Source organism: Pseudomonas arvensis (assembly GCF_056688935.1).
This window is the reverse complement of sequence record NZ_CP162038.1, coordinates 6176770-6189571: the sequence shown is the minus strand read 5'-3', so window position 1 is coordinate 6189571 and position 12802 is coordinate 6176770. Positions and strand designations below refer to the sequence as shown.

Genomic DNA, 12802 nt, shown 5'->3' with positions numbered 1-12802 from the left:
TTTGCGGTATTTGTCATGCACAGACGTCAGCTTCTCAATCTGCTCCTGGCCAGCCCCTTTTTTGTGTTGCCGTTTACGGCGCACGCCACGCAGATTCGTAATGCGCGTTTATGGCGCTCAAACGACAAGCTGCGGCTGGTGTTCGACCTCAGCGGTCCGGTGCAGTACAAGACCTTCTCCCTGACCGCGCCGGAGCGCCTGATCATCGACCTCAGCGGTGCGGGGCTCAGTGGTGATTTTTCTCAACTTGAGTTGAAGAACAGTGGGATAACCTCGATTCGTTCGGGGCATTTCGGCAAGGCGGATACGCGCATCGTGCTCGACCTGGCCGCACCGATGCAGCTCAACAGCTTTATATTGCCGCCGCAGGAAGGTCAGGGGCATCGCTTGGTACTCGATCTCACCAGTGCCACTCAGGCGCCCCGTCAAATCGCCGCTGAACCTGCGCCCTTGGCGGCGCCGGTGGACAAGGCGCATCCCAAGCGCGACATCATGGTGGTGGTCGACCCCGGCCACGGCGGCAAAGACCCGGGCGCCATCGGCTCCAAGGGCCAGCGCGAAAAAGACGTGGTGTTGTCCATCGCCCAACTGCTCGCCAAGCGCCTGAAACGCGAGAAGGGCTTTGACGTGAAACTGGTGCGCAACGACGACTTCTTCGTACCGCTGCGCAAGCGCGTGGACATCGCCCGCCAGCACAAGGCCGATATGTTTATCTCGGTGCACGCCGATGCCGCGCCACGGCTTACGGCATCGGGGGCCTCGGTGTATGCGCTGTCGGAGGGCGGCGCCACTTCGGCCACGGCGCGTTTTATGGCCCAGCGTGAAAACGGCGCGGACCTGCTGGGCGCCACCACGTTGCTCAATCTCAAGGACAAGGACCCGATGCTGGCCGGGGTGATTCTCGACATGTCGATGAACGCCACCATTGCCTCCAGCCTGCAACTGGGCAGCTCGGTGTTGGGCAGTCTGCAAAGCATCACCAGCCTGCATCAGAAGCGCGTGGAACAGGCCGGGTTCGCGGTGCTCAAGTCACCGGATGTGCCATCGATCCTGGTGGAGACGGGCTTTATCTCCAACACCCGGGACGCCCAGCGCCTGGTGACGGCGCGCCATCAACAGGCGGTGGCGGATGGTTTGTTCGATGGCCTGAAAAACTACTTCCAGAAGAACCCGCCAATGAACAGCTACATGGCGTGGGTTCAGGAACAGAAGAATCCTCGGGCCTAGCAGCCGGTAATCCGGCTACAGGTGAACTTGGCGCTGGCCCCTCCGGAGCTGGAGAACCGATTGATCGTGGTCCAGCCCACGCGGCGTGTGTAGCCGACCCACGCCTCCCCATCCGAGGCCAGGCCAGTGAAAAACGTCAGTTGCCCATACCGGCTGTTGGTCTGTGCCCAATAGCGTTTGCCGGCTACTTCGAAGCCGCGCAAATACGTGGTGTTGCCCACCGTCGCCACACTGTAGGCGTTGCCCAGCGGGTCGACACAGGCCAGCACGTTGGCGCTGCGCGTGCAGGTGGCCAGCGGACTCGGCGCTTGTGCACAAGCAGGCCCTGCCGCTGCCAATAACAGGGCGCACACCAGGTATTTCATAAGGTTTCTCGGGGCTGGGAGGTGTTCAAGCATTGCGCCCTTCGTCGCAGCGAGCAAGGGGGATTGGCTTATTTGTATTGTTATACTATAACATAAAAGCACAGCCTGACCCGTGACCCGCTCCCCATGACCGAACAAGACCTGCTGACTACATGAATGAAGCCCAGCAGGGCTTCTTCCGCGAACCACCCTGTGTATCGAAGCCAAAGAACGTGAAGAGCTGCGCGAACGCCATAAACGGGCGATTTGACCGGCCGACCCTGATGAGGAATACCTGATGCCCAATCGTCTCCCCGTTACCGTGTTGTCCGGCTTTCTCGGCGCCGGTAAAAGCACATTGCTCAACTATGTGCTGCGTAACCGCGAAAATCTGCGTGTGGCAGTGATCGTCAACGATATGAGTGAAATCAACATCGACGGCAGTGAGGTGCAGCGCGACGTCACGCTTAATCGCTCCGAAGAAAAACTGGTGGAGATGAGCAACGGCTGTATCTGCTGCACCCTGCGTGAAGACTTGCTGGAAGAGGTCGGAAAGCTCGCCAAGGAAGGTCGGTTCGATTACCTGTTGATTGAATCCACCGGTATCTCGGAACCGTTGCCCGTGGCCGAAACCTTCACCTTTCGCGATGAAAACGACCAGAGCCTGGCCGATGTCGCACGCCTGGACACCATGGTCACGGTCGTCGACGGCATGAACTTCCTGCTCGACTACCAGGCCGCCGAAAGCCTGGCCTCACGGGGCGAAACCCTTGGCGAAGAGGACGAGCGCTCGATCACCGACCTGTTGATCGAGCAGATCGAATTCGCCGATGTGATCTTGATCAGCAAGATCGACCTGATCAGTAGCAGCGAACGCGAAGAGTTGATTGCCATCCTTGAGCGCCTCAACGCCCAGGCACAAATCATCCCGATGGTCATGGGCGAGGTGCCGCTGCACAAGATCCTCAACACCGGCCGCTTTGACTTTGAACGCGCCGCCCAAGCGCCAGGCTGGCTACAAGAGTTGCGCGGTGAGCATGTGCCGGAAACCGAAGAATATGGCATCGCATCCACCGCCTATCGCGCACGCCGCCCGTTCCATCCGCAACGCTTCTTCGACTTTATCGACCGGCCTTGGGTGAACGGCAAATTGCTGCGCTCCAAAGGCTTTTTCTGGCTGGCCAGCAAACATCAGGACGCCGGCAGCTGGTCCCAGGCCGGCGGCCTGATGCGTCACGGGTTTGCCGGGCGCTGGTGGCGTTTCGTGCCGAAAAGCCAATGGCCCCAGGATGAAGAAAGCGTCGCGGCAATCATGGGCAACTGGCAACTCAGCACCGGCGACTGCCGTCAGGAACTGGTGTTTATCGGGCAGAACATCGACTTCGCCCACATGCGCGCCGAGTTGGATGCGTGCCTGCTCAACGATGAAGAAATGGCCCTGGGCGTCGAAGGTTGGCGCCTGCTGGCTGATCCGTTTGGTCCCTGGTATGAAGAGGCAGCCTGATGCTGGCACCGGTTATCCCCTTGCGCCCCGTGATTCGCCAGACCCGTGGTGAAACCCCGCTGGCGCTGTCCGACATCCTTGAGGACGGCGTGAACCTGGCGCTGTGGCAGCGTCAGTTGCCGCTGCATATTGCCGAGTTCGGCGCCTTGCTGGTGGCACTTAACGAGCCGTTGGCTGATTCGATGGTGATTGAGCTCAACAGCGAAGACGCCGAGCCGAACTTGCAGGGATTGGCGTCCAGTTGCCGTGATCTTGAGGGTTATGAAGGCTTTGTCGCCGATGTGTCATGGCTGGTCAGTGCCTTCGCCTGCCTGCTCGGCGCCAAGCGCATCGGCGTGCGCCTGCGGCTGCTGGATAAAGCCATGTGCCCACGTTTTCACGTCGATCATGTGCCGGTACGGTTGATCACCACCTATGCGGGTGTCGGCAGCCAGTGGTTGCGTGAAGGCGTGATGGACCGGCGCAAGCTCAGCCAGCCGGACGCCGAACCCAGCGAGCGCATCGAGCAGATTCAGTGCGGTGAAGTCGCCCTGCTCAAGGGCACCAAATGGCATGGCAACGAAGGCCACGGCCTGATCCATCGCTCACCCGGCCTGAAAGCGGATGAGCGCCGATTGATTCTGACGCTGGATTGGCTCGCGTAACCGCGTAGGATCAAACGCTCTACACGGTCTGAACGATGCCCCTGATGCTGCAGAACATTCCCACCCACGTGATCGCCGGCCCCTTGGGCGCCGGCAAGACCAGCTTGATCAAGCATCTGCTCGCCCAACGCCCGGCCAACGAGCGCTGGGCGGTGTTGATCAACGAGTTCGGGCAGATCGGCCTGGATGCTGCGCTGCTGACCCGGGACGACGACGGCATTGCCCTCGGCGAAGTTGCCGGTGGCTGCCTGTGCTGTGTGAATGGTGCACCGTTCCAGGTAGGCCTGGGCCGCTTGCTGCGTAAGGCCAAGCCGGATCGTTTGTTTATCGAACCCTCGGGCCTGGGCCATCCTGCGCAGTTGCTCAAGCAGTTGCGCGAAGCGCCGTGGCAAGCGGTGCTGGCGGTCCAGCCCTGTGTGCTGGTGCTTGATGCCCAAGCACTGGCGGCGGGCAAGCCTTTGCCGGTGGCGCAGCAGGAGGCGCTGGCCAGTGCCGGGCTGTTGGTGTTGAACAAGGATGAGGCGCTGGATGCCACCCAGCGCCATGCGATCCAACGGCAGTTACCGGATTGTGCGATTTACTGGACACGCCAGGCGCAGTTGCCGCTGGCCCAGCTACCTGGCTTGAACGCAATTGCAGGCGCGGCTGTGGATAACTTCGCAGTGCCCAAGGGGCTGGCCCAACTGCCGGCGATCTGGAGCGATCCCGCGCAGCCCATTTGTTTGAGCCAGGCCCAGGAGGGCGGCTGGAGCATTGGTTGGCGCTGGCATCCAAGCCAGCTATTTGATCCTGAGCGTCTGGCGCTGTGGCTAAAAAGTCTTGAATGGCGCCGCGCCAAACTGGTTATCCACAGCCGTGATCGCTGGATTTCCGTTAATGCTGTGGATAACAGCTCGTTCACCTGGCAGCCCAGTGAATGGCGCCGCGACTCTCGTGTCGAACTGATCTTCAGCGCCCCACAGGACGTGGTCGCATTACAGGCCGCGCTCGCAGCCTGCCGTTACTGACGGTTCTTGGCCGCGTGATCCTGCCGCCATTGGCTCAGCTCAATGACTTCAGCGCTGGGCAGCGCCTCCTTGGCCTCGAACGGGTAGGGCGCCAGTTCGATCTGCGCGCTGTGGGCGCCGAATTGGGTGATAGTCCCGCTGTGACGGGTCTCGCCCGTGACGGTGAACTCGAAATTGTAGATACGCGCCAGACGCCGCCGGCCATTGGCGTCTTTCACAAAACCGATGCGCTTCAACGCGACGGCACCGTCGAGCAATTCGATATCGAGCTTGGCGCAATGCTGCTTGACCCGCGCCAGCGCCCGCTCGCGCAGGCCGTGGTTGTGCCACACCCAGGCGGCGCCGGTCGCCAGCAGCATCAACACAAACATGTTTCCCAGGGTCAGCATGCGAAAAACTCCAACAAAGTGAGAGCAGCTTAACTGTGTCGCCGGTCTGTCGTACAGGCTGCGTTTAGTCGCATACTGCGCGGCCAGAATTTCAATGGCTTTACGGAAATCCCCTGCATGAAACGCACACCTCATCTGCTTGCGATCCAGTCTCATGTGGTCTTTGGCCACGCCGGAAACAGCGCCGCCGTGTTCCCCATGCAGCGGGTCGGGGTGAATGTCTGGCCGCTGAACACGGTGCAGTTCTCCAACCACACCCAGTATGGACAGTGGGCGGGCGAAGTGTTGGCACCGCAGCAAATTCCTGCGTTGGTGGAAGGCATTGCCGCCATCGGTGAGCTGGGCAATTGCGATGCAGTGCTGTCCGGCTACCTGGGCAGCGCGGACCAGGGCCGGGCGATTCTCACCGGCGTGGCGCGGATCAAGGCCATCAATCCCAAGGCCCTGTACCTGTGCGACCCGGTCATGGGCCATCCGGAAAAAGGCTGCATCGTGCCCCAGGACGTCAGCGATTTCCTGCTCGACGAAGCCGTTGCCATGGCCGACTTCCTGTGCCCCAACCAACTGGAACTGGACAGCTTTGCCGGGCGCAAGCCGCAGTCGCTGTTCGATTGCCTGGCGATGGCCAAGGCGTTGCTGGCACGCGGGCCAAAGGCCGTGCTGGTCAAACATTTGGATTACCCGGGCAAGTTGCCGGACGGTTTCGAGATGTTGTTGGTGACCGCCGACGGCAGTTGGCACCTGCGTCGGCCGCTGCTGGCCTTCCCGCGCCAACCGGTGGGCGTGGGCGACCTGACGTCGGGGTTGTTCCTGGCGCGAGTGTTGTTGGGCGACAGCCTGTTGGCCGCCTTTGAGTTCACCGCGGCGGCTGTGCACGAAGTGCTGCTGGAAACCCAGGCCTGCGCCAGTTACGAGTTGGAACTGGTGCGGGCCCAGGATCGTATTGCCCACCCACGCGTACGTTTTGAAGCCACGCCGATAGATCTATAAACACACAAAACCCAATGTGGGAGCAGGCAAGCCAGCTCCCACATTTTGATTGGGTTTACAGGTCGGGCTTTGCCGTGTCTCAGCCTTTGATTTCCTGGTAGCGCTTTTCCAGCTCCTGACGAATCTGCCGACGCTGTTGGGCCTGTACAAACCGGCGCTTGTCTTCGCTGTTCTGCGGTTGCAGCGGCGGCACGGCGGCCGGTTTGCGTTGGTCGTCGACGGCTACCATGGTGAAGAAGCAGCTGTTGGTGTGGCGCACAGAGCGTTCACGGATGTTCTCGGTCACCACTTTGATGCCCACTTCCATCGACGTATTGCCGGTGTAGTTGACCGACGCAAGGAACGTCACCAGTTCGCCGACATGGATCGGCTCGCGAAAAATCACCTGATCCACCGACAGCGTCACCACATAGCGACCGGCATAACGGCTTGCGCAGGCGTAGGCCACTTCGTCGAGGTACTTGAGCAGGGTGCCGCCATGGACATTGCCTGAGAAGTTGGCCATGTCAGGGGTCATCAATACCGTCATCGACAGCTGGGCGTTTCCGGGTTCCATAGCACACTCACGGTTGTAGGCATTGGTTGGGGGCGCACCTCTGCGGGTGCTGGAATCTTTGCAGCGCTATCCTTTACGGGACGCCGGTGGTCGGCTTGCCGTCACGCCTGCACCGATCTGTTTCCATATATTGCACCGGCTTTCTGCTGGAAGTCGCGGTGTTAACCTTCAAAAGCCCATCCCAGGGCATTTCTTACGATAAAGGCAGACTTTTCCTTCCGCACTTTGCGACGTTTCATGTGCGCGGGCGGAAGTGGGAAAAGCGCCGGTACCCTCAAGGAGCCCCTCGCCATGCACGCCATCAGCTTTATCCAGGACTTGGCCGTGATCATGCTGGTGGCAGGGGTAGTCACTGTCCTGTTTCATCGCCTCAAGCAGCCGGTAGTGCTGGGTTACATCGTTGCCGGCTTCATCATCGGCCCCCACACCCCACCGTTCGGCCTGATCCACGACGAAGACACCATCAAGACCCTCGCCGAGCTCGGGGTGATCTTCCTGATGTTCTGCCTGGGCCTGGAGTTCAGCCTGCGCAAGTTGTTCAAGGTAGGTGCCACGGCGTTTATCGCGGCCTTCCTGGAAATCATCCTGATGATCTGGATCGGCTACGAGATCGGCCGCTGGTTTGACTGGAACACCATGGACTCGCTGTTCCTCGGCGCGATCCTGGCGATTTCTTCGACCACCATCATCGTCAAAGCCCTCAATGATTTGAAGATGAAGAACCAGCGTTTCGCGCAGCTGATTTTCGGTGTGCTGATCGTCGAGGACATTCTTGGCATTGGCATCATTGCCTTGCTGTCGAGCATCGCCGTCAGCGGTACGGTCAGCTCCGGCGAGGTGTTCTCCACGGTCGGCAAGCTCTCGCTGTTCATGATCGTTGCCTTGGTGATCGGCATCTTGCTGGTGCCGCGTCTGTTGGCTTATGTGGCCAAGTTCGAAAGCAACGAGATGCTGCTGATCACCGTGCTGGGCCTATGCTTTGGTTTCTGCCTGCTGGTGGTCAAGCTGGAATACAGCATGGTATTGGGCGCGTTTTTGATTGGCGCGATCATGGCCGAGTCCAAGCAATTGATTAAGATTGAGCGCCTGATCGAGCCGGTTCGCGACATGTTCAGCGCGATCTTCTTTGTTGCGATTGGCCTGATGATCGACCCGCAGATCCTGTTGCAATACGCCTGGCCCATCGCGGTGATCACCGTGGCAGTGGTGCTCGGCAAGATGTTGTCCTGCGGCCTCGGCGCATTTATCGCCGGTAATGACGGCCGCACCTCACTGCGCGTAGGCATGGGGCTGTCACAGATTGGCGAGTTTTCCTTCATCATCGCCGCGCTGGGCATGACCTTGCAGGTGACCAGTGACTTCCTGTATCCGGTGGCGGTCGCCGTTTCGGCGATCACCACGCTGCTGACGCCTTACCTGATTCGCGGTGCTGATCCGCTGTCGCTGAAGATCGCGGCGGTGATGCCCAAGCGCATGAGCCGGGTATTCGGTATGTACGGCGAGTGGCTGCGCAGCATTCAGCCTCAGGGCGAGGGCGCGATGCTGGCGTCGATGATCCGCAGAATCATCCTGCAAGTCGGCGTGAACCTGGCGCTGGTAATCGCGATTTTCTTCGCCGGCAGTTTTTTTGCGGCGCGCATTGGTGGGTATCTGGAAGGTTGGATCAATGATCCGAGCTGGCAGAAGGCATTGATCTGGGGCGGGGCGTTGCTGTTGTCGCTGCCGTTTTTGATTGCGGCTTACCGCAAGCTCAAGGCGCTGTCGATGTTGCTGGCGGAGATGAGCGTCAAGCCGGAAATGGCTGGGCGGCATACCCAGCGGGTGCGGCGGGTGATTGCCGAGCTGATCCCGATTCTGTCGCTGCTGGTGATCTTCCTGCTACTGGCAGCCTTGTCGGCCAGTATTCTGCCGACCAACAAGTTGCTGGTGCTGATTGCCGTAGTCACGGCAGCGGTGGCGGCTGTGCTCTGGCGCTGGTTCATCCGCGTGCATACGCGGATGCAGGTGGCCTTGCTGGAGACGCTGGATAACCACAAGGATACGCCGGAGCACTGATGTGGGCCGCTCTGCGGCCTGGCGCGGGACAAGCCCGCTCACCACAGGGATCAGGTCTCAGCTTTCGAGCCAGACGTCCCGCGCCCAGTGCCAGACCGATTCCCAGGTTTCTTCCTGGACGAGCTCTTCTTCGCTGGACCACAGCACCACGGTGCCGTCTTCTTCGACGCAGTAGTAGTCGTCGCCGTCCTGGCAGATCGGGATCAGGCTGCGGTCAACGCCCGCATCCCAGGCGTTAGCGGCCACGTCCGGCAGGTAGGTGTGGGATTGCGGGTCGGTGACGGTCACCGGCTCCAGGCTGCCGTATACAACATCGCTGACGGCCAGCAGGAATTCACGGAAGACAAACGGGATGTCGATGAACAGTTGTTCTTCGATTTCCACCAGTTGATCTTCGTCAGGCAGTTCCAGAGGAACCGGGACCGGTTCGTTGGCTTCACGCAATTGTTCGATGATTTCTTCCACGGCCGGGATCCTCTTGCTAGATGGCGCGGTTTATAGGGGCGTTTTATACAGTAGCTCGCTATAAGTGCAACCGTGAAATAGAAAACCCCGGACATGAGACATGTCCGGGGTTTTTTGTTACGGCTTGCAAGCGCGGGGGTATCAGCCGTTCTGGCGGATACCGGCGACCAGCCAAGGCTGGTTTTCGCCTTGAGGGCGTTCCATGTTCCAGCTTTCGCTGAACACTTCGCCCTGGTCGAAGCGCGAGGTCTTCGACACACCACTGAAGGTCAGGGTGGCGATGGTCTTGTCGGCGCGATCATCCACACCGTCCAGCTGTACGCGCAGGTCGTCGATGTAGGTCGACTGGAACGCGTCGCCGATCTCGGCGCGTTCGCGCTTGAGGAACTCCAGCAGTTGCGGGGTCACGAACTCGGCGATCTTGTCCATTTCGTTGGCGTCCCAGTGTTGCTGCAGGGACTGGAAGTGGCTACGGGCCGCTTCGACGAAACGCTCTTCGTTGAACCAGGCCGGTGCGTTGATCACCGGACGGGCCGCAGCAGGTGCTGCCGAACCACCGAAGATCGAACCCATGGCTGGCTTCTGCTCGAACACTTCACGCTGCATCGGCGCGCCGGCTGGAGCCATGTGCTCCTGCTGCTTGCGACGACGGGCGGCGATAAAACGGAAGACCAGGAAGGCGATGACGGCCATGATCAGGATGTCGAAGATCTGCATGCCCTGGAAGCCGCCGCCCATGAACATGGAAGCGAGCAGGCCACCGGCCGCGATGCCGGCCAGAGGGCCCAACCAGCGCGACGCACCGCCGGCCTTGGCCGCGGCGCCTGCAGCACCGGCTGCGCCTGCAGTAGCGGCAGCACCGCCTGCACCGGCGGATGGAGCCATTTGGCTGGTCTGGTGAGTCGGCGCCGCGCCCGAGCTTTTGCCGCCACCGAAGCGTTTGGCGTTGGCGTCGAGGCTCATCGTCAGGCCGATGCACAACGCCATGGCGATGCTAAGAAAACGTTTCATAAAGGGAATTCCCATTTGTGGATTGCACGCGCGCCATGTTGCACAGGTGTAGTGACAGTGGCTAGCGGCATAATGTTTCGGGCTTTTGCGTAAGACCGATTCCGAAAGGTCTGTAGGACTAATGGAAGATATTGGCCCGCGCTCGTTAAAAACAAGGGCGGGCCAATAAGCTTCATGTAGGCAAATGTTTCAGACGGCTTCGAGCTTCGCGTAACCCATCATCAGCCACTTGCTGCCTTCGGCGAAGTTCACCTGCACCCGTGCCTGGGCGCCGGCACCCTCGAAGTTGAGGATGACGCCTTCGCCGAACACGGAATGCCGGACCTGCTGGCCAAGGCTGAACTGGGTTTCCGGAATTTCGGAACCGGCAAACATGCTGCTGGAGTTCTGCTGCTGGCCACCGCCGAACGGGCGGCTGACGCTGTTGGACAGGCGCACTTCCTGGATCAGGCCCTTCGGCACTTCACGTACGAAGCGCGACACCTTGTTGTAGGTCTCGCTGCCGTACAGGCGTCGGGTCTCGGCGTAGGTCATTACCAGGTTCTGCATCGCCCGGGTGATGCCCACGTAGGCCAGGCGCCGTTCTTCTTCAAGGCGGCCGGGCTCTTCCAGGCTCATCTTGTGCGGGAACAGGCCTTCTTCCATGCCCACCAGGAATACATACGGGAACTCCAGGCCCTTGGCGCTGTGCAAGGTCATCAGCTGGATGCTGTCTTCATGCTCATCGGCCTGGGTGTCGCCGGCTTCCAGGGAGGCATGGCCGAGGAAAGCGGCGAGCGGTGTCAGCTCTTCGTCTTCCTCGGTGTTTTCGAACGCACGGGCGGCGCTGACCAGTTCCTCAAGGTTTTCTACCCGAGCCTGGCCTTTTTCGCCTTTTTCCGCTTCGTGATAGGCGATCAGCCCGGACTGCTCGATCACGGTCTGAGTCATCAAGTGCAGTGGCATTTCCATGCACTTGGCGGCCAGGTTCTCGATCAGCTCGACAAATACGCCCAGCGCACCGGCGGCACGGCCGGTCAGGCCTTTGTTGGCGATCAGCAAGCGCATCGCTTCCCACATCGACACATCGGCGTGGCGCGCATGGTCGCGGATCGCTTCGACGGTTTTTTCGCCGATGCCACGGGCCGGGATATTGATCACCCGCTCCAGCGCCGCATCGTTGCCGCGACCTTCCAGCAAGCGCAGGTAGGCCATGGCGTTCTTGATTTCGGCGCGCTCGAAGAAGCGCTGGCCGCCATAGATGCGGTACGGGATACGTTCGCGCAACAAGGCTTCTTCCAATACCCGCGATTGGGCGTTGGAGCGATACAGGATGGCGATGTCGCTGCGTGAGAGGCCAGTTTTCAACGCGCTTTCGATGGTTTCCACCACGTAGCGCGCTTCATCATGCTCGTTGAAGGCGGCGTACAGGTTGATCGCTTCGCCTTCGCCGCCGTCGGTCCACAGTTCTTTACCCATGCGCCCGGTGTTGTTGGCGATCAAGGCGTTGGCGGCCTTGAGGATACCGGCGGTAGAGCGGTAGTTCTGCTCCAGGCGGATGGTGATCGCGTCCGGGAAGTCGTCGGAATACTGATAGATGTTCTCGATTTTCGCGCCGCGCCAGCCATAGATCGACTGGTCGTCGTCACCCACCACCATCAGGCTGTCGCCGCCCTTGGCCAGCAGGCGCAACCAGGCGTACTGCACGGCGTTGGTGTCCTGGAACTCATCCACCAGAATGTGGCGGAAGCGTTTCTGGTAATGGGCCAGCAAACCGGGGTTGTCGCGCCACAGGTCGAGGGCGCGCAGCAGCAGCTCGGAGAAGTCGATCACGCCAGCGCGTGCGCAGGCAGCCTCGTAGGCTTCATAGATGCTGCGCATGGTCGCCAGGAACAAGTCGCCGCTGGCCTGGATATGCTGCGGGCGCAGGCCTTCGTCTTTCTGCCCGTTGATAAACCACTGCGCCTGGCGCACGGGCCAACGCTGTTCGTCGAGGCCCAGCTCGCGGATCACGCGCTTGACCAGGCGTTGCTGGTCATCGCTGTCGAGGATCTGGAAGGTCTGGGCGAGGCCTGCCTCCTGCCAATGGGCCCGCAGCAGGCGGTGCGCCAGGCCGTGGAAGGTGCCCACCCACATGCCGGCCGGGCTGATGCCCATCAGCTGTTCGATGCGGTGACGCATCTCGGCAGCGGCCTTGTTGGTGAACGTCACCGACAGGATGGAATGCGGGGACGCGTTTTCGACCTGGATCAACCAGGCGATACGGTGCACCAGCACTCGGGTTTTACCGGAGCCAGCACCGGCCAGGACCAACTGACGGCCAACGGGGGCCGCTACGGCCTGGCGTTGGGCATCGTTGAGGGAGTTAAGCAAAAGAGAGAGATCATCGCGCATCGGCGCATTCTAGGGTGCTGGGGGGAGTCGGGCAAATCCCAATGCCGGGTGGTCGATGGAAAATATCCGGCGCAGTCTAGGGCGGCTCAACATTCTGCCCAGGGTGATGACCGGTCGGTCAATGGCCACAGCCCGCGCAGGGTCTCGCTGAAGCTGTCTGGCGCCGAGCTTTGCGCCGTGTGACCGCGCAGTTTTATGACATGGAGCAGTTTGGCCCGGGCGCTTGCTTGTGTATGC

General features: G+C 60.7%; 12 protein-coding genes and 1 pseudogene. 7 read left to right on the top strand and 6 right to left on the bottom strand.

The window, feature by feature from the left end:
• Positions 1–15 precede the first annotated feature (15 nt).
• Entirely contained in the window at positions 16–1227 is a 1212-nt protein-coding gene (locus AB3G88_RS28275) for an N-acetylmuramoyl-L-alanine amidase (RefSeq protein ID WP_112192803.1), read from the top strand.
• Here the strand turns inward: AB3G88_RS28275 and AB3G88_RS28270 are convergent.
• On the bottom strand, positions 1224–1592 hold the full coding sequence (locus AB3G88_RS28270) for a glutamine synthetase (protein WP_191946666.1): 369 nt from the start codon (positions 1590–1592) through the stop codon (positions 1224–1226). The genes AB3G88_RS28275 and AB3G88_RS28270 overlap by 4 nt on opposite strands.
• Positions 1593–1764: 172 nt before the next feature.
• Between AB3G88_RS28270 and AB3G88_RS28265 the strand changes: the two are divergent.
• The 4 genes and pseudogenes from AB3G88_RS28265 to AB3G88_RS28250 all read left to right on the top strand — a co-directional run.
• Positions 1765–1842 (top strand): annotated as a pseudogene (locus AB3G88_RS28265) (RNA polymerase-binding protein DksA); the annotation flags it as partial.
• A gap of 27 nt (positions 1843–1869) precedes the next feature.
• Positions 1870–3075, top strand: a complete 1206-nt coding sequence (zigA, locus tag AB3G88_RS28260) for a zinc metallochaperone GTPase ZigA (RefSeq protein WP_099586087.1) — start codon at positions 1870–1872, stop codon at positions 3073–3075.
• Complete coding sequence (locus tag AB3G88_RS28255) at positions 3075–3719, top strand: DUF1826 domain-containing protein (RefSeq protein WP_150674537.1); 645 nt, start codon at positions 3075–3077, stop codon at positions 3717–3719. The genes zigA and AB3G88_RS28255 overlap by 1 nt, the downstream gene beginning before the upstream one ends.
• Before the next feature lie 44 nt (positions 3720–3763).
• A complete protein-coding gene (locus AB3G88_RS28250; protein ID WP_099586243.1) occupies positions 3764–4726 on the top strand; it encodes a CobW family GTP-binding protein in 963 nt (320 codons plus the stop codon).
• On the opposite strand, the gene AB3G88_RS28245 is transcribed toward AB3G88_RS28250, so the two are convergent.
• The gene (locus tag AB3G88_RS28245) at positions 4720–5115 is read right to left on the bottom strand and encodes a DUF3301 domain-containing protein (protein WP_099586085.1); all 396 of its coding nucleotides are present in this window, start codon (positions 5113–5115) and stop codon (positions 4720–4722) included. The genes AB3G88_RS28250 and AB3G88_RS28245 overlap by 7 nt on opposite strands.
• A 117-nt stretch (positions 5116–5232) precedes the next feature.
• Here AB3G88_RS28245 and pdxY point away from each other — a divergent pair, with 117 nt between their 5' ends.
• On the top strand, positions 5233–6105 hold the full coding sequence (pdxY, locus tag AB3G88_RS28240) for a pyridoxal kinase PdxY (protein WP_099586084.1): 873 nt from the start codon (positions 5233–5235) through the stop codon (positions 6103–6105).
• Between the two features lie 79 nt (positions 6106–6184).
• On the opposite strand, the gene AB3G88_RS28235 is transcribed toward pdxY, so the two are convergent.
• A complete protein-coding gene (locus AB3G88_RS28235) occupies positions 6185–6661 on the bottom strand; it encodes an acyl-CoA thioesterase (protein WP_028618540.1) in 477 nt (158 codons plus the stop codon).
• Between the two features lie 291 nt (positions 6662–6952).
• Between AB3G88_RS28235 and AB3G88_RS28230 the strand changes: the two genes are divergently transcribed.
• Positions 6953–8716: a cation:proton antiporter gene (locus AB3G88_RS28230; RefSeq protein ID WP_191946669.1), complete on the top strand. Its 1764-nt coding sequence runs from the start codon at positions 6953–6955 to the stop codon at positions 8714–8716.
• 57 nt (positions 8717–8773) lie between these two features.
• Here the strand turns inward: AB3G88_RS28230 and AB3G88_RS28225 are convergent, their stop codons facing one another.
• From AB3G88_RS28225 to uvrD, 3 genes are all read right to left on the bottom strand, one after another.
• A complete protein-coding gene (locus AB3G88_RS28225; protein WP_400525709.1) occupies positions 8774–9181 on the bottom strand; it encodes an SMI1/KNR4 family protein in 408 nt (135 codons plus the stop codon).
• Between the two features lie 141 nt (positions 9182–9322).
• Positions 9323–10192 carry a Tim44 domain-containing protein gene (locus AB3G88_RS28220; RefSeq protein ID WP_099586081.1) on the bottom strand — a complete coding sequence of 290 codons (870 nt, stop codon included), beginning with the start codon at positions 10190–10192 and terminating at the stop codon, positions 9323–9325.
• A 189-nt stretch (positions 10193–10381) separates the two neighbouring features.
• Positions 10382–12565 (bottom strand): DNA helicase II, encoded by a 2184-nt coding sequence (gene uvrD / locus AB3G88_RS28215; protein ID WP_099586080.1) that lies wholly within the window; start codon positions 12563–12565, stop codon positions 10382–10384.
• Positions 12566–12802 lie beyond the last annotated feature (237 nt).